The 16194-nt window shown below is 76.7% G+C and carries 15 protein-coding genes; 10 read left to right on the forward strand and 5 right to left on the reverse strand.

From position 1 onward, the window contains the following. Nucleotides 1-113 precede the first annotated feature (113 nt). The 3 genes from ACHZ99_RS32220 to ACHZ99_RS32230 are packed head-to-tail and all read left to right on the forward strand — an operon-like array spanning nt 114 to nt 3855. Nucleotides 114-1181: an alpha-hydroxy acid oxidase gene (locus ACHZ99_RS32220; RefSeq protein ID WP_420308418.1), complete on the forward strand. Its 1068-nt coding sequence runs from the start codon at nt 114-116 to the stop codon at nt 1179-1181. Further along, entirely contained in the window at nt 1178-2599 is a 1422-nt protein-coding gene (locus ACHZ99_RS32225) for a cytochrome P450 (RefSeq protein WP_420308376.1), read from the forward strand. The genes ACHZ99_RS32220 and ACHZ99_RS32225 overlap by 4 nt, the downstream gene beginning before the upstream one ends. Beyond that, nucleotides 2596-3855: a cation:proton antiporter gene (locus ACHZ99_RS32230; protein ID WP_420308377.1), complete on the forward strand. Its 1260-nt coding sequence runs from the start codon at nt 2596-2598 to the stop codon at nt 3853-3855. Before ACHZ99_RS32225 ends, ACHZ99_RS32230 begins: the two co-directional genes overlap by 4 nt. 95 nt (nt 3856-3950) lie before the next feature. On the opposite strand, the gene ACHZ99_RS32235 is transcribed toward ACHZ99_RS32230, so the two are convergent. Together ACHZ99_RS32235 and ACHZ99_RS32240 are read right to left on the reverse strand one after the other, a co-directional pair. After that, on the reverse strand, nt 3951-5456 hold the full coding sequence (locus ACHZ99_RS32235) for a class I adenylate-forming enzyme family protein (protein WP_420308378.1): 1506 nt from the start codon (nt 5454-5456) through the stop codon (nt 3951-3953). 64 nt (nt 5457-5520) lie between these two features. Continuing rightward, nucleotides 5521-6372, reverse strand: coding sequence for an SAM-dependent methyltransferase (locus ACHZ99_RS32240; protein ID WP_420308379.1), 852 nt, complete (start codon nt 6370-6372; stop codon nt 5521-5523). A 314-nt stretch (nt 6373-6686) separates the two neighbouring features. Here ACHZ99_RS32240 and ACHZ99_RS32245 point away from each other — a divergent pair, with 314 nt between their 5' ends. The 4 genes from ACHZ99_RS32245 (at nt 6687) to ACHZ99_RS32260 (ending at nt 10731) form a co-directional block, all read left to right on the forward strand. Then, nucleotides 6687-7706 carry a hypothetical protein gene (locus tag ACHZ99_RS32245; protein ID WP_420308380.1) on the forward strand — a complete coding sequence of 340 codons (1020 nt, stop codon included), beginning with the start codon at nt 6687-6689 and terminating at the stop codon, nt 7704-7706. Between the two features lie 140 nt (nt 7707-7846). After that, a complete protein-coding gene (locus tag ACHZ99_RS32250; RefSeq protein WP_420308381.1) occupies nt 7847-8806 on the forward strand; it encodes an alpha/beta fold hydrolase in 960 nt (319 codons plus the stop codon). A 96-nt stretch (nt 8807-8902) separates the two neighbouring features. After that, the gene (locus ACHZ99_RS32255) at nt 8903-10075 is read left to right on the forward strand and encodes a sensor histidine kinase (protein ID WP_420308382.1); all 1173 of its coding nucleotides are present in this window, start codon (nt 8903-8905) and stop codon (nt 10073-10075) included. After that, the gene (locus ACHZ99_RS32260; RefSeq protein ID WP_420308383.1) at nt 10072-10731 is read left to right on the forward strand and encodes a response regulator; all 660 of its coding nucleotides are present in this window, start codon (nt 10072-10074) and stop codon (nt 10729-10731) included. The genes ACHZ99_RS32255 and ACHZ99_RS32260 overlap by 4 nt, the downstream gene beginning before the upstream one ends. Before the next feature lie 20 nt (nt 10732-10751). On the opposite strand, the gene ACHZ99_RS32265 is transcribed toward ACHZ99_RS32260, so the two are convergent. Next, entirely contained in the window at nt 10752-11354 is a 603-nt protein-coding gene (locus tag ACHZ99_RS32265) for a rhodanese-like domain-containing protein (protein ID WP_420308384.1), read from the reverse strand. Between the two features lie 102 nt (nt 11355-11456). Between ACHZ99_RS32265 and ACHZ99_RS32270 the strand changes: the two genes are divergently transcribed. Beyond that, nucleotides 11457-11744, forward strand: coding sequence for a metal-sensitive transcriptional regulator (locus ACHZ99_RS32270; protein ID WP_420308385.1), 288 nt, complete (start codon nt 11457-11459; stop codon nt 11742-11744). 18 nt (nt 11745-11762) lie between these two features. Here the strand turns inward: ACHZ99_RS32270 and ACHZ99_RS32275 are convergent, their stop codons facing one another. Together ACHZ99_RS32275 and ACHZ99_RS32280 are read right to left on the reverse strand one after the other, a co-directional pair. Continuing rightward, a complete protein-coding gene (locus tag ACHZ99_RS32275; protein WP_420308386.1) occupies nt 11763-12575 on the reverse strand; it encodes a sulfite exporter TauE/SafE family protein in 813 nt (270 codons plus the stop codon). A gap of 45 nt (nt 12576-12620) precedes the next feature. Further along, a complete protein-coding gene (locus tag ACHZ99_RS32280) occupies nt 12621-13985 on the reverse strand; it encodes an MBL fold metallo-hydrolase (protein WP_420308387.1) in 1365 nt (454 codons plus the stop codon). A 247-nt stretch (nt 13986-14232) separates the two neighbouring features. Between ACHZ99_RS32280 and ACHZ99_RS32285 the strand changes: the two genes are divergently transcribed. Together ACHZ99_RS32285 and ACHZ99_RS32290 are read left to right on the forward strand one after the other, a co-directional pair. Then, the gene (locus ACHZ99_RS32285; RefSeq protein WP_420308388.1) at nt 14233-15258 is read left to right on the forward strand and encodes a winged helix-turn-helix domain-containing protein; all 1026 of its coding nucleotides are present in this window, start codon (nt 14233-14235) and stop codon (nt 15256-15258) included. Nucleotides 15259-15421: 163 nt separating this feature from the next. After that, nucleotides 15422-16186 carry an AfsR/SARP family transcriptional regulator gene (locus ACHZ99_RS32290; RefSeq protein WP_420308389.1) on the forward strand — a complete coding sequence of 255 codons (765 nt, stop codon included), beginning with the start codon at nt 15422-15424 and terminating at the stop codon, nt 16184-16186. The last annotated feature ends 8 nt before the right edge of the window (nt 16187-16194 follow it).

Genomic DNA, 16194 nt, shown 5'->3' on the forward strand with positions numbered 1-16194 from the left:
TCCGGGAGCGCGGCGGGGCGGGGCGGCGCGCGGACGTGCGGCGGCGCGAGGACGCGGAGCGGCTCGGGGACGCCGAGCGCTTCGGGGACGCGGAGCGGCTCGGGGAGTCGTACGTGCTGCGCGAGCTGCACGACGCGGCGCGCCGGGCGCTGGACACCGCGTCCTACGACTACGTCGCCGGCGGCGCCGGCGAGGAACGCGTCCTCGCCGGCAACGAGCGGTCCTTCGACCGGTACGCCCTGCTGCCCCGCGTGCTCCGCGGCGCGGGGGCCCGGGACCGTACCGCCGCGCTCCCCGGCGCGCCGCGCGCGGCGCCGGTGGTGGTGGCGCCGACCGCGTTCCACCGGCTGCTGCACCCGGACGGCGAGCGCGCCACCGCCCGCGCCGCCGCGGCCGAGGGTGCCGTGCTGGTGACCGGCGCCGCCGCGACCACCGCGGTCGCCGACGTGGTGGCGGCGGCCCGGGAGGCGGCGGCGGACCCCGCGGTGTGGTTCCAGCTGTATCTGCATCCGCGCCGGGAGGTCACCGAGGCGCTGGCGCGCCGTGCGGAGGACGCGGGCTGTACGGCGCTGGTGGTGACCGCCGACGCGCCGGTGTTCGGCCGCCGTCCCCGGGACGTGCGCAACGGGTTCACCGACCTGCCGCCCGGCTACGCCGCCGAGAACATGCGGGACCTGCCGGGCGCCCCGCCGGGCGGGCTCACCGACATCCCGATGTCGGCCGGCGTCGGCTGGCCGGAGCTGACCGCGCTGCTGCGGGCGACCGCGCTTCCCGTCCTGGTCAAGGGAGTTCTGCATCCGGCGGACGCCCGGCTGGCGGTCGAGCACGGCGCGGCGGGCGTGCTGGTCTCCAACCACGGCGGCCGGCAGTGCGACGCGGTCCCGGCGGCCGTCGACTGCCTGCCGGCGGTCGCCGAGGCGGTCGCCGGCCGGGTGCCGGTGCTGCTCGACGGCGGGGTGCGGCGGGGCAGCGACGTCGCCGTCGCGCTGGCGCTGGGCGCGGCCGCCGCGGGGGTGGGGCGGCCGGTGCTGTGGGGGCTGGCCGCGGCGGGTGAGGCGGGCGTACGGCGGGTGCTGGCGGCGCTGCTGGACGGGTACGACCACACCCTGGCCCTGTGCGGGGGGCGGCGGAACGCCGATCTGACGCGGGACATGGTCGTCCGCCGGGGCGCCGAGCGGTGACCGGGGCCGACCGGGCCGCCGCCGCCGGCTCCTGGTGGCTGCCCCGCGGCGTCGTGGCCCTGCGGGGCCGCGTCTTCGCCCGGGTCAACGGCGAGCGGACGCTCACCCTCCCCAACGCCGCCCACGGCCCCGAGGTGTTCGAGCGCGTCTACGCGCACCCGGCCGTCGACGGCCGCAGCGCCGGCGCCGCCCTGTCCGACCTGTTCTGGTACTGGCTGGCGCCCGGCTCCGAGGTCCACCAGGAGCACCTGGAGCCCGGGCCGCGCTACGACGACGTCGCCGCCACCACCCGCCGCATCCTCGCCGGCGACTCCGCCGCCCACACCGCGGCCGCCGCCGCCGTCTTCGCCCGCCTCCTCGACGCGCTCCCCGCCGGCCGCGTCAGCCTCGTCCGGCTGCGCGACCTGGTGATGCCCGCCTGGGCCGAGTTCGCCTACGAGCTGGTCTTCCGCGAGCCGTGCCCGCCGCCCGCCCGGAAGCTGATCACCGCGCACGCGAGCGACGTGATCAGCTCCCTGAAGTGCACCGGGCTGCGCCACCCGGGGCGCCGGGCGCGGCTGACCGCGTACCTGCGCGCCCGGGTCGCGGCCGGCGACGTACCGCACCGGCTGCCCGCCTCGCTGTCGCCGTCCGAGCAGGTGCACTACCTCCAGGGGACGTTCTTCAACACCGCCGTCGTGCAGCTGTCCGAGGCGACCGCGCACGTGCTGCTCGCGCTGGCCACGCACCACCGGGTGCAGCGGCGGGTCGCGGAGCGCCCCGACGACGACCGCTACCTCGGCCGCGTACTCGACGAGACGATGCGGCTGTACCCGCTCTTCGGCATCGCGCACCGCATCACCACCGGCCCGGTCCCGCTCGACGCGGACACGACCCTGCCCGCCGGGTCCGTGGTCTGCTTCAGCTACCCCGACTACCACGCCACGGGATACGACCGCCCCGACGAGTTCGACCCCGACCGGTGGGCCACGCTCTCCGCGAAGGACGCCCACCACATCCCCTTCGGCGTGGCGGCGAACCGCCCCTGCCCGGCCTGGCGGATCTCCCCGCTCGTGCTGCGCGCGGCCGTACGGGAGGTGCTGCGCCGCTTCCGCCTGGACTCGACCGCCTCGCACACCCGGTCCCTCCCGCACCGCGCGCCCTGCCTGCTGATACCGCGCGGGCTCCCGCCCCGGCCGCGGCGGCTCGCGGCACTGCGCGCGTTCGTCCGGCGGCGCGACGCGGCGGAGGACGTGACGCGGGGCGTACGGCAGCTGGTGCTCGGCACCGTCATGGTCCTGCACGCCCGGCGGCTGCGGCCGGCGGCGCGCTACTTCGCGACCCGCCCGCCCGGCGCGCCCCCACCGGAGTCCGGTCCGCAAGCGGGCGGCCCGCCGGCGTCCTGTCCGGCCGCCCGTCCGGAGGGGGAGGGCACGTGACCCCCGCGGAGCTCGCGCCCGCGTTCTTCCTCGCCGTCGTCGTCATCCTCGTCGTCTGCCGCCTCGTCACCCGGCTGCTCCAGACGGTCGGCCAGCCGCCCGTCGTCGGCGAGATGCTCGCCGGCGTCGTGCTGGGGCCCTCGGTGCTCGGGGCGCTGCTGCCCGGCGTCGAGGAGGAGCTGTTCCCCGGGGAGCTGCGGCCGGTGCTCTACGTGGTGGGGCAGATCGGCCTCGTCGCGTTCATGTTCCACGTCGGCTGGGAGTTCCGGGTGGACCGGCTGCGCGGCGTCGCCGGGTCGACGCTGAAGGTCTCCGCGGCGGGGATGGCGGCGCCGGTGGCGCTGGGCGCCGGGCTGACGCTGGTCGCGGGCGAACGGACCGGGGCGCTGGCCCCGGGCGTGTCGCTGACGGTGTCCGCGCTGTTCGTCGGGGTCGCGCTGGCGGTGACGGCGTTCCCGATGCTGGCCCGGATCATCACGGAACGGGGCCTCGGCGGCACCCGGTACGGGGCGCTGTCGCTCGGCGCCGGCGCGGTCGACGACGTGGTGGCGTGGGTGCTGCTGGCGGGGGTGTTCAGCCTCGCCGGCGGCACCCCGTCGCTGGTCTCGGAGGCGGTCGCGGGCGGGGTGGGGCTCGTCGTGCTGCTGGCCCTGGTGGCGCGGGCCCGGGGCCGGGCCGTGCGGCTCGCCGAGCGGGTGGCGCCGGAGAACCTGCTGCTCGGGCTGGTCGGCGCGCTGTTCCTGGTGGGCTGGTACACCGACTCGGTCGGTCTGTACGCGGTCTTCGGCGCGTTCAGCCTGGGGCTGGTGTTCCCGCGCTCGGAGCGGCTGGACCACACCGTCGAGAAGCTGACGCCGGTGGGCGCGGCGTTCCTGCCGCTGTTCTTCACGTACTCGGGGCTGAACACGGACTTCACGCTGCTGGGCGACGGCCCGGTGCTGCTGTTCACGGTGGGGTGCGTGGCGGTCGCGGTGGCCGGGAAGTTCGGCGCCTGCTGGCTGGCGGCCCGGGCCGCCGGGGAGCCGAACGGGGTCGCGCTGCGGGTCGGCGCGCTGATGAACGCGCGGGGGCTGATGCAGCTGGTGGCGCTCAACCTCGGCCTGGCGGCGGGCATCGTCACCCAGGCGATCTTCAGCGCGCTGGTCGTGGTCGCCCTCGTCACCACGGTCGCGGCGACGCCGCTGATCGCGCTGATCGAGCGGGTGGAGCGGCGCCGGGAGGCACGGTCGCACGGGCTGGCGGCGGACCGCGGCTGAGCCCCCGTACGCCCGCCCGCCGGCCGCGGCCCGGGGCCCCCGACCAGGAGCCCCCGCCCCGGGGGCTCCGCCCCGGCGGCCGGTCCGTACGGGGGCTACGCCCCGGCCGCCGCCCGCGCCGCCGCCGCCAGCCGCCGCTTGTCCGGCTTGCCCGCCGGGGTCAGCGGCACCGACTCGATCACCGTCAGCCGCGCGGGCGCGCACTCCCCGCCCAGCTCCGCCGCCACCAGCGCGCGCAGCCCGGCGAGTTGCGGTACGTGCCCGTCGGCGGGCACCACGTAGGCGTGGGCGGCCTCCCCGGTGGCGTCGTCGGGCACGGCGACGACGTACGCCTCGGCCACCGCGGGGTGGGCGGCGAGCACCCGCTCGACGGGGCCGGTGTAGTACAGGTTGGCGTTGACGATGACCACGTCGCGGGTCCGCCCGGTGAGCCACAGCCGGCCGGCGGCGTCCAGGTGGCCGAGGTCGCGGGTACGCACCCAGCCGCCGGTGAACACCTCGGCGGTGCGGCCGGGTTCGTTCCAGTAGCCGGCGCACTGTCCCGGCGTACGGACGAACAGCTCCCCGTCCTCCCCGGCCGGGACCGCGCGCCCGCCGGCGTCGCGGACCTCCACGTCGACGGGCGGCACGCCCAGGCAGCCGGGCTCCTCGCCGGGGGCGGCCATCGAGATCATGCCGGTCTCGGTCTGCCCGTAGCCGTGGAAGACCACCGGCCCGAGCACGGCCTCGGCCTCGCGCAGCCGCCCCGGGGGGACCGGCGAGCCGGACAGCATCAGCGCGCGCAGCGCGCCCGCGCCCGCGGCCGACGCGCGCCGCTCCGCGACCAGCCGCGTCAGCCGGGCCGCGGTGATGACGCTGCCGGTGGCCCGGTGCCGCGCGAGGCCGCCGGACAGGTCGGCCGGGTCGGCGGCCACCAGGGTGCCGCCGGCGGCGAGGGAGAGCAGCCCGTACTCCAGCATCACCTGGCTGGCCAGGGTGCCGAACACCAGGAACCGCTCCAGCCGCGGGGCGAGTTCGCGGATGACGGGCGGCCAGGCGTCCGGGCGGAGCGCCCAGGCGGCCGTCATCGCCGCGTACGTCTGCGCGCACGCCTTGGGGAGGCCGGTGCTGCCGCTGGTGTGGATGAGCCGGGCGGTGTCCGCGGGCCGCGCCGAGACCTCCGGCCGGCGGCCGTCGTCGGGGGCCGCGAGCAGGTCGTGGAGCGGGAGTACGGAACGGGGCCGCCCGGCGGCGGAGCCGCCCGGCGGGCCGGCGGCCGGGTGGCCGTCCGGCGCCTCGGTGAGGACGAAGGCGGTGTCCGCGAGCAGGTGCTCCCGCTGCGGCCCGGTCAGCCCCGGCCGTACCCCGACGACCCGGGCCCCCACGGCGTGCGCCGCGATCACGGCGGCGAACGCCTCCGGGCTCACCCCGAGCAGCACGCCCACGCCGTCCCCGGGACCGACGCCGTGCCGCCGCAGCCCGGCCGCCGCGCGGCGCACCGCCGCCAGCAGCAGGGCCCCGGACACCGTCCGGCCGGCGTGTTCGAAGACCGTCCGGCGGCCCGCGTCCTCCAGGAGGTCGAGGACGCCGCCGGGGAACTGCTCGGGCTGGGTACGCGTCATGGACCGGACGCTAGCGGCGCGGACTCAGAACTCTCTGAGATTCACCGCCGCTCCGGTTCCGCCGTCAGGGCTTGCGGAGCAGCCCGCCGTACTCGTACAGCCGGTTGCTCTCCTTCGTCCGGCCGACGTACTCCTTCAGCTCCGCCGGCACCGGTTGCAGCGGCGGCTGGAACGGGTCCGGACGCCACTCGGCGAGGTTGACCATGCCCGGGGAGACCGGCACCAGGCCGTCGGTGAAGGCGTCGACCTGCTGCGGGGTGCGGGTCTGCCAGGGGACCTTGTTGTTGTTCATGTACTCGGACGACACCCTGGCGTGCTGTTCGTCGTCCGTGACGACCTGGGACAGCGCGAGGTAACTGCCCGGCACGGCGCGGTCGATGACGGTGCGCAGGATGGTCCGCGGGTCGTCCTCGTCGCGCAGGTGGTGGACCACGGAGAGGAAGAGCACGGCGAGCGGCTCGTTGAAGTCGATGAGCCGCTGGAGTTCGGGGTGGCCGAGGACGACCTCCTGGTCGCGCATGTCGGCGGTGATGACGACGGTGGAGTCGTCGTCGGCGAGCAGCGCGCGGCCGTGGGCGAGGACGATGGGGTCGATGTCGACGTAGACGACGCGGGTGTCCTTGTCGAACTCCTGGGCGACCTGGTGGACGTTGTTGTCCGTGGGGAGGCCGCAGCCCATGTCGAGGAACTGGCGGATCCCGGCCTCCTGCGCCAGGTAGCGCACCGCCCGGTAGAGGAAGAGACGATTCTGCCGGGTGATGTCCACGCCCTCGGGGAACCGCGGTAATCCGGCGCGGATCATGTCGCGGTCGACTTCGTAGTTGTCCTTGCCGCCCAGCATCCAGTCGTAGGCGCGCGCGGAGGTCGGGCGGTCGGTCGGGATGCCGGGTATCGCGGGTCCTTCGTCAGGCGTCATCGCCCACTCTCCTCAGTCTCAGGAACGTCCGAACTGGCCGGCGCACGAGGGAAGTCGAGACTATCCGGCCCTTCCCCCGCGGACCACCGGGCCCCCGCCGCCCCGCCCGGACGGCACCCGCGCACCGCACCCGGCCGGAGATTACCCGTGATTAGCCCGCGGCTCGTCTTGACGGGGTTCGCGGTGCGGCGGCACAGTCCTGCTCATCCACAACAGCTCCCGCCCCACCGGGCGCCGCTCCCTAGGTAATACGCATTAGCACCACGCGTCGCGCAGCCGCCCCAGCCCCGCAGCCGACAAGGAGTCACCCCGCCATGACACTCGACCGACGCCGCTTCCTGCGCACCGCCGCCACCGCCACCGCCGGCGGCACCCTGCTCGCCCTCGGCGAGACCGCCGCCGGCGCCGCCCCCGCGCCCGCCGCCACCGCGCTCGCCGCGCCCGGCGGCTTCCCCGACTACCGCTACGTACGCACCCTGCTCGTCCCCGGCGACCTCTCCTACAACCCCACCGGCGAGATCATCTTCCCCTGCGTCCGCGGCGTCTACGACCGCCTCCCCGCGCCCCTCGGCCGCTACTACCTCTACTACGCCCCCCACGACCGGCCCGGCGGCATCTGCCTCGCCTACGGCGACTCCCTGGAGGGCCCGTTCACCGAGTACCCGCGCAACCCGATCGTCGGCAACGTCTGGAGGCCGCACTACGACGTCAGCCACGTCTCCTCCCCGCACGTCATGTGGCACGCCGGACGCCGCGAGATGTGGCTCTACTTCCACGGCGAGAACAACACCACCCGCCTCGCCCGCTCCAAGGACGGCATCCACTTCCGGTACGACAAGGCCGTGCTCACCACCGCGATGCTCCCCGCCGGCACCACCGAGACCTCGTACGCCCGCGTCTTCCCCCACGAGATCCCCGGCCGCGGCGCCCGCTACGTCATGGTGTTCATGCGCAACGACCGCGCCAACCACCGCGACATCGGCTGGGGCTGGTCACCCGACGGCCGCACCTGGTCCTTCGACCCCGAGCCCCTCATCGACCACGCCGCCGTCGGCGCCTCCGACGTCTCCGGCGCGCACCTGCTGCGCCGCAAGGGCCGCACCTACGTCGTCTACCACACCGACAAGGGCAGCGGCGGCAACATCCTCATCACCGAGGTCGGCGCCGACTTCTCCCGCCGCGACCACCTCGGCGTCTTCTACGACTCCGGCGCCGCCGCCCCGGAGAACGGCCGCGCCGCCGCCCCCGCGTTCGGCACCGACCGCGGCGTGCCGTACATGATCTACGAGGCCGGCGGCCGCCTCTCCGGCGTCATCGCCATGGCCCGCGGCTGACCGCGGGCGCCCGGCCGGCGCCCCTGTCCCCCGCGCGAGCTACGCGCAGGTGTCCTCCCGGCGGTGACGATTCCGGGGCCGCCCGGTCCCTAGCGTTCTGGGCGGCCCCGATTCCCGATTCCCGTAGCCCGGAGGACACCGTGTTCGGCAGTACCCCCCGCACCCGCACCACCCGTACCGCGACCGCACTCGTCTGGCTGTGCTGCGCGGCGGCCGGCGCCGGGCTCGTCGGCTGCTCCGAGGACCCGGAGGGCTCGGAGGGCTCGCGGGACTCCGACGGCGCGAAGCCCGCCGCCTCCGGGGAACGCGACGGCGACGCTCTCCTCACCGGCACCGAGAAGATCGACGTCGGCGGCCGGTCGGTGAACGTCTCGTGCTCCGGCACGCCCGTGCCCGGCCGCCCCGTCGTCGTCCTGCTCTCCGGCGGCGGCGACGACCTGACCAAGCTCGCCGGCCTCCAGCAGCAGCTGAGCGCGAAGGACCGGGTCTGCTCGTACGACCGGCTGGGCCAGGGCGCGAGCGACAAGCCCGCAGGGCCGCAGACCATCGCGACCACCGGCGAGGTGCTGACCGGGGTCCTCGACCGCGTCGCCGGCGGCCGGCCCGCCGTCCTCGCCGGGCACTCGCTGGGCGGGCTGATCTCCGCCCGCTACGCGCCCGGCCACCCCGGCCGCGTCGGCGGGCTGGTCCTGATGGACGCCACCTCGCCGACCCAGAAGGCCGACCTCGTCCGCGAGATCCCCGAGTCCGCCACCGGCCCGGCCGTGGAACTGCGCGAGCAGACCCTCGCGATCCTCGGCGGCCGGGGCCCGGAGAAGCTGACGGTCCGGGACGGGAAGGTGCGTTCCGCCGGCGACATCCCGGTCGAGGTGATCCGGCACGGCAAGGAGTACCTCGCGCAGGTGCCCGAGTACGGGCCGGGGCTGGAGCGCGCCTGGCTCGCCGGGCAGCGCAAGTGGCTGGCGCTGTCCGAGCGCAGCTCGCTGAGCACCGCGGAGAACAGCGGGCACCACATCTACGCCGACGAGCCCGACGTCGCCGTACGCGCGATCCGGCGCGTCACGTCGCGGGCGGCGACCGGCGCGGAGCCGAAGGAGTAGGCGGCGGTGCGGGGGCGGCGCGGGCGGCCGGAGCGGGCGGGGCCCGTACGGCGACGAGCCCGCGGCGCCCGCCCGGGCCGCGGCTACACTCCCCCGGTGACGAGTGCGCGCCGACTGAAGGAGCTGTGGCGCCGATTCGACGTCACGGTCCGGGACCTGCCGCTCGGGCTGCTCATCCTCGTCGCCGCGCTGCTCCCGGCGTCCCACACCCACGGCACCCAGCTCGGCGGCCTCCCCGGCCGCGAGTTCGACGCGCTCGCCGTGGCCGCGGTCGCGCTCCAGTGCCTGCCCCTCGCGATCCGCCGCCGCCGGCCGCTCGTCTGCCTGGTGCTGGTGACGGCCGGGTTCGCCGTCGACCAGCTCCGCGGCTACCACTCGCTCGCCGGCACCGCCCAGGCGATCGCCCTGCTGAGCGCCGGCGCCCACCTGGAGCGCCACCGCCGCGCCGTGGCGCTGGCGTTCTCCGTCGCGTACGTGGCGCTGGCGCTCGCGCTCGTCGGGGCCGGCGGGACGGAGGGGCCGAGCGAGTTCGTCCTGTACTACCTGGCGATGGCGCTGGTGTGGGGCACGGGGTCGTGGCTGCGCGCCACCCGGGCGGCGGAGGCCGCGCACCGGCGCCGGGTCGCCGAGGACACCCGTACCGCCGAACGCACCCGCATCGCCCGCGAGTTGCACGACGTCGTGACCCACCACGTGACGGCGATGGTCGTGCAGGCCGAGGCGGCCCGCTATCTGACCGCCGCGCCGGACCGCCTCGACACCGCCCTGACCGCCGTCACCGACACCGGCCGCCGCGCCATCACCGACCTGCGGCACCTGCTCGACCTGCTCAACCCCGACTACGGCGGCGCGGCCGGGCCGTCGTCGACGGAGCCGTCGGTGGGCCGGCTGCTGACGCTCGTGGAGCAGACGCGGCTGGCGGGGCAGCCGGTGGAGTTCACGGAGGAGGGCACGCCGCCGGAGTCGACGGGCGGCGCCGACCTGGTGGCGTACCGGGTCGTCCAGGAGGCGCTGACGAACGCCCTGAAGTACGCGCACGGCAGCCGCACGTCGGTCGAGGTGCACCACGGCGCGGGCGAGATCACCGTGGCCGTGAGCACGGAGGGCACCGCCGCCCCGGCCTCTTCCCCGGGCGGCGGCGGCCGGGGGCTGGCGGGCCTGCGCGAGCGGGTGGACGTCCTGGGCGGCGAGTTCACCGCGGGCCGCGGCGCGGGCGGCGGTTTCGTCGTACGGGCCCGCATACCGGCGCGCGCGGGCGGCGCGCCGTGACCGCGCCGACCCGCGTGCTGATCTGCGACGACCAGGACCTCGTCCGCACCGGCCTGGTGACCATCATCGACGCCCAGCCCGACCTGGAGGTGGCGGGCGAGTGCGGCGACGGCCGGACCGCGGTGGACCTCGCCGGCCGGCTGCGGCCGGACGTCGTGCTGATGGACGTGCGCATGCCGGTGCTCGACGGCATCGAGGCCACCCGCCGGCTGGCCGGCGCCCGGGTGCCGCACCCCGCGAAGGTGCTGGTGCTGACGACGTTCAACCTGGACTCGTACGTCTACGAGGCGCTGCGCGCCGGCGCCGCCGGCTTCCTCCTCAAGGACGCCCCGCCGGCCCAGCTGCTGCACGGCATACGCACCGTCGCCACCGGCGCGGCGCTGCTGGACCCGGAGGTCACCCGCCGGCTGGTCGGCCGCTACGCCGCCCGCATCCGCCCCGCCGACGACACCCCGCGCGACATCCCGCTGACGCCCCGCGAACTGGAGGTGCTCCGGCTGCTCGCGGGCGGTCTGTCCAACGCCGAGATCGCCGCGGAGCTCCAGCTCAGCCCCGAGACGGTCAAGACCTTCGTGTCCCGCATCCTCACCAAACTCGACCTGCGCGACCGCGTCCAGGCCGTCGTCTACGCCTACCGTCAGGGCCTGGTGACCTGACGGCCGCGCGCGCCCGCGGCTCAGACGCCGCGGAGGGACGCGCGCGCGGCCTCCAGGTCGGCGCCGCGGGGGCGGTTGTGCGGGAGCCGGGCGAGGACGGCCGCCATGCCGCAGGTGTCCGTCAGCGCGGAGAAGACCAGGCCACCCGCGATCGCCGCCGGCACCAGCAGCAGCGCCGGGTGGACGAGCACGCCGAGCAGGAGGCCGAGCAGCACCAGGCCGCCGGCGGTGCCGCGGACCTGGCGCTCCATGCTCCAGCCGGTCCGGGCGGCGCCGGCGGCCGGGGTGCGCGGGCCGGGGGTGTGCAGGTCGTGACCGGCCGCCGCCCAGGCGGCGGTGCCGCCGGCGAGGCCGGCGGCGGCGACGCCCTGCCCGGCGAGGAGCCGGCAGGCGCTCTCCGACCGGGCGCCGGAGGCGCACACGACGAGGACGTCGCGGCGCTCGGCGGCGGCCCGTATGTCGGGCAGCGCCCGGCGGACGTGGTCGAGGGGGATGTTCAGGGCGCCGGGCACGTGGCCGGCGGCGTACTCGGCGGGGGTGCGCACGTCGAGGACGACGAGGTCGTCCAGGCGTGTGCGCGCCTGGTCCGGGCCGAGGGTGGCGGGTGCGGGGGTGCGGGTCATGGCGGGTGCGGTCCTTACTGTTCGGGTGGCGTTCGTGGTTCGACGGCGTCCCGGGCCGGGACGTACAGTACCCCTAGGGGTATTTTCGGCGGAGGAGTGAGCATGGAACTGGAGCTGGAGGGCGCGGACCTGAAGGCCGTGCTGAACCGCCTGCGCCGGGCCCAGGGCCAGATCTCCGGGGTGATCCGGATGATCGAGGAGGGCCGCGCCTGCGAGGACGTCGTCACGCAGCTGGCCGCCGCCTCGCGGGCGCTGGACCGGGCCGGGTTCGCGATCATCGCGACGGGCCTGCAACAGTGCGTGCTCGACATGGAGTCGGGCCGCAAGAACGGGGAGGACCCCGAGGCGATGCGGGCGCGGCTGGAGAAGCTCTTCCTGTCGCTGGCGTGAGCCCTCCGTACGCCCGGCTCACGCCCGCACCGCCGCGTCGGCCAGCATGACCGCGGCCACGGCGAGCAGCGTCACCGCGAAGATCCGCCGCAGCGTCTCCCCGGAGACCCCGCCGGCCAGCCGCTTGCCGCCCCACGCGCCGAGGACCGACAGGCCGGTGAACGGCCCGACGACCGCCCAGTCGAGGCTCCCGAGCGGACCGGCGCGGGTGGCGAGCGCGGCCAGTGAGTTGACGGTGATGACCAGCAGGCTGGTGCCGACCGCCACCCGCATGCGCAGGCCGAGCACGCCGGTCAGCGCCGGTACGGCGAGAAAGCCCCCGCCGACGCCGACGACACCGGTGACCGCGCCGAGCCCCGCCCCGGCCGCGGCGGCCCGCCCGGGACGTACGGCGGCGGGGCGCCGCGCGGCGCTCCCGGGGGCGCTTCCCGGGGCGGTCCGCGGGGCGTCCTCCGCCCCGCCCCGCGCCCCCCGGCGGCAGCGCAGCACGCACACCGCGGCCGCCGCCGCGACCCCCGCGAAGGCCGCCGTCAGCACCGCCGCCGGGAGCCGCTCGGCGAGCGCCCCGCCGAGCATCGCCGGACCCGCCCCGGCCGCCGCGAAGAGCAGCCCCGTACGCCACCGCACCCGGCCCGCGGCGGCGTGCGCGGCCAGCGCCGCGGCGGACGTGACGGCGACGATGACCAGGCTCGCGGTCGTGGCGGCGACCGGGCCGTAGCCGAGCACGTAGATCAGCGCGGGCACGGCCAGGACGCTGCCGCCGCCGCCGAGCGCGCCGAGGGCGAGGCCGGTGAGGGCGCCGGCGGCGAGGGCGAGTATGAGCGTGCTCACGGGGCTGCGCTCCGGGGGCCGTACGCGGGCACGTCGGCGGGCACGTCAGCCGGCCCGTACCGGAAGGCCCGCGTCCGCGGCGGCGGCGAAGGAGTCGTCGACGGCGACGACGTCCCGCCCGGCGGCGTCCAGCAGCGACGCGGCGATGGCGGCGCGCATGCCGCCCGCGCAGTGCACCCACACCTCGCCGGCGGGCACGTCGCCCAGGCGCCGGTGCAGGGTGTGGACGGGGATGTGGACCGACCCCTCGACGTGCCCGGCGGCGCGGCGCTCCGCGTCCCGCCGCACGTCCAGGACGACGACGTCCGCGGCCCGGCCGGCGAGCTCCGCGAAGGTGCCGCGCGGGAAGGAGGCCGGGGCGTCACCGTCCGGCACCCAGTCGGCCGGGCCGCCGGTGGCGGCGGCGGCCGGGTGGTCGATGCCCACGCGCACCAGCTCGCGCTGGGCGTCGGCGAGCTGACCGGGGGACTCGGCGAGCAGGGTGACGGGCCGGCCCCAGGGGATCAGCCAGGCGAGGTAGGTGGCGAGCTGCCCGTCGGCCTCGAAGTTGACCGAGCCGGCCACGTGCCCGGCGGCGAAGGCGACGCGGCCGCGCAGGTCGACGACCCACTCCCCGGCGGCCAGCCGGGCGGCGATCTCGTCGGCGGTGGCGGGCGCGGGCGGGGTCAGGTCCACGGGGGCGGGGCCGGCGGCGTTGACCGGGCTCATGTGGACGTAGTACGCGGGGGCGTCGTCGAGGCCGGCGAGAAGGTCGGCGACGAAGGTGTCCACGTCCCGCAGGAGGGCCTCGTTGGCCGCCTTCTCCCGGCCGATGGTGGTCCCTTCGCCCCCGCCGCCGGACCCGGCGGCGGAGCAGAAGCTGCCGAACCCGTGGGTGGGCAGCACGGCCGCCTCCTCGGGCAGCTCGGCCGCCAGCCGGTGCGCGGAGGCGTGCTGGGCCCGGGCGAGCGACTCGGTGAGCCGCGGCTCGACGAGGTCGGGCCGCCCGACCGTGCCGATGAGCAGCGAGCCGCCGGTGAACACGGCGACGGCGGCGCCGTCCTCCGCCAGCACGTACGAGGTGTGGTGCGGGGTGTGCCCGGGCGTGGCCAGCGCGCGCAGCCGGAGGCCGGCGTCGACGTCGACGGTGTCCCCGTCGCGTACGGGCTCGTGCGGGAAGGCGACGCGGGCGCCGGCGGGCACGAGGTACCGGGCCCCGGCGGTCCGCGCCAGCTCCAGCCCGCCGGTGACGTAGTCGTTGTGCAGGTGCGTCTCGACGACGTACGAGATCCGCACCCCGCGCCGCGCGGCGGCGCCGATGACCCGGTCGATGTCGCGCGGCGGGTCGACGGCTACGGCGGTGCGGGCGCCGCCGGCGAGGTAGCCGCGGTTGCCGAGGCCCGGCACCTCGATGGTGTCGACGAAGAACACGACGCACTCCTTTCATGTGGCTGATTACCCCGGGGGGTATACAGCCGACCGTAGCACAATTACCCCGGGGGGTATTTTGGGCACGGGGGGCGACCGCCGCCGCCCCACCCCGCGGGCGGCTTTCGGCCAACCTGCGCACGCGCGCCCCCGGCCCCCGCGCGGGCCTCCTAGCCTGGACGCGGCCCGCACGCGGAATCCGGGGGGAATCCGGGAGGCAGCCGCGGGCAGGGGGAACAGTGGACCGGCCATGGCGTACCGCATTCACTTCACGACCGAGGACCTCGCGCGCACGCGCGTGACGCAGCCGTTGCCGCTGCTGGAGCTGGGCGCGGCCGTGCGCACGCTCCAGACGCGCGGCCACCCGCTGCACTTCGGCGCGTGGCGGCACGCGGCGCTCGCCTGCCTCCGGCCGGAGGCGCGCATGGTGCTCGACCTGGTGCCCGCACGCGGCTGGGCGCCCACCTTCCTGACCGCCGCCCGCCCCGGCGACCCGGCCGACCTGCTGGAACGTATCCGGGCCACGCCCCGCTCGCAGATCCGCCGGGACCTGGCCCACGTGGCGGAGTGGCAGCCGCTCCCCCCGTGGGCGCGCGGCCTGGCCGACGACCCCGCGCTGCTGCGCCGGCTCTGCGACAGCGTGGCGCACGTGTACGACGTCCTGCTGTCCCCGCACTGGGCGCACATCACCGACGAGGCGGTCGCGGACCGGGGGCTGCGGATGCGGCAGGTGCTCACCGGCGGCGTGGCGCACCTGCTCGGCCAGCTCCACCCGCCGAGCATCCGGTGGCGGTCGCCGGTGCTGGAGGTCGCGCTGCCCTCCGGATACGACGGCGACCTGCGCCTGGAGGGGAGCGGGCTGCTGCTCACGCCCTCCGTCTTCGGAGCCGGCGCGCCCGCCGTCGACATCGACGCCGACCCCCAGCCCGTGCTGCGCTACCCGGTCGGCGGCGGCCCGTCCGGCGGCGGTACGCCACCGGACGGGCCGGCCGCCGGGCCCGCCCCGGCCGCCTCCCGGGCCCGGTCGGCGGTGGCGTCGCTCCTGGGCCCCACCCGCGCCGCCGTGCTCCAGACCATCGCCGAACACCCCGGCTGCTCCACCCGCGAACTCGCCGCGCTCGCCCGCATCCTGCCCTCCAGCGCCAGCGAGCACGCGACGACGCTGCGCACCGCGGGCCTGGTCCGCACCGTCCGGTACCGCAACACCGCCCTCCACAGCCCCACCGCCCTCGGCCTCGCCGTCCTCACCTCACCGCCCGGCGGGCCGGCGAGCTGACCACGCAGCGCGACACGCCGCGGCCGGGGGCGGATCGTGCCGGTACGTTCCGGCCGCCCGGGTACGTCGTTGTTCACCCCAGCCCGAATCAGCCCGACAGCGCCCGCCCCGCTGCCGCACGCTGAACGCCGAAGGCACCACGGCCCCACCGGAGCAGATCGCGATGACGCACGATGTGGAGTACCAGGTCCTCGGTGCCGTCGAGGTCCGCACCGCAACCCGCCGCCCGAACCTGAACGGCAAGCAGCGCTCCCTGCTCTCGCTCCTGCTGCTGCGCGCCAACGAGTCCGTCCCGGTGCCGAAGATCATGGACGCGCTGTGGGGCAGCGCGCTGCCCGCGGCGCCCGACATGCGCGTACGGACCCTCGTGTCCGAACTCCGCAAGAAGCTCCGCGAAGCCCCGCCCGGCACCCTCCGCACCCTCCCGTCCAGCTACACCCTGCGCGTCGCCCCCGGCCAGCTGGACCTCGACCGCTTCTCCGCGCTCGTCGACCGGGCGCACGCCGCGCTGGCCGCCCGGAACCCGCGGCGCGCCCTCGGGGCGTACGACACCGCCCTGGGGCTGTGGCGCGGCACCGCGCTCGGCGGCACCAGCGGCGCCCTGCTGACGGCCGAGGCCGCCCGCCTGGAGGAGCTGCGCCTGCGCACCCTCGAAGAGCGCGGCGAGGCGCTGATGGCCGCCGGCCGCCACTCCGAGGCCATCTTCCAGCTCGGCTCGCTGACCGCCGACCACCCCGTGCGCGAACACGCCCACGCCCTGCTGATGCGGGCCTATTTCCTCGCCGGGCACCGGCACGAGGCCCTGCGCGTCTACCACACGCTCCGCCGTCACCTGGTCTCCGAACTCGGCCTGGAGCCCATGCAGTCGCTCAAGCAGCTCCAGCGGCAGATCCTCACCGGCACGCTGCAACCGGAAACCGCCGAGTAATCGACCCG

The organism is Streptomyces sp. MAR4 CNX-425, from assembly GCF_048656465.1.
Lineage (GTDB): Bacteria > Actinomycetota > Actinomycetes > Streptomycetales > Streptomycetaceae > Streptomyces.

Coding starts and splice junctions, on each gene's coding strand:
- ACHZ99_RS32235 (WP_420308378.1), bottom strand. CDS start 5,456: ATGACGCGTACCCAGCCCGAGCAGTTCCCCGGCGGCGTCCTCGACCTC.
- ACHZ99_RS32240 (WP_420308379.1), bottom strand. CDS start 6,372: ATGACGCCTGACGAAGGACCCGCGATACCCGGCATCCCGACCGACCGC.
- ACHZ99_RS32245 (WP_420308380.1), top strand. CDS start 6,687: ATGACACTCGACCGACGCCGCTTCCTGCGCACCGCCGCCACCGCCACC.
- ACHZ99_RS32265 (WP_420308384.1), bottom strand. CDS start 11,354: ATGACCCGCACCCCCGCACCCGCCACCCTCGGCCCGGACCAGGCGCGC.
- ACHZ99_RS32270 (WP_420308385.1), top strand. CDS start 11,457: ATGGAACTGGAGCTGGAGGGCGCGGACCTGAAGGCCGTGCTGAACCGC.
- ACHZ99_RS32285 (WP_420308388.1), top strand. CDS start 14,233: ATGGCGTACCGCATTCACTTCACGACCGAGGACCTCGCGCGCACGCGC.
- ACHZ99_RS32290 (WP_420308389.1), top strand. CDS start 15,422: ATGACGCACGATGTGGAGTACCAGGTCCTCGGTGCCGTCGAGGTCCGC.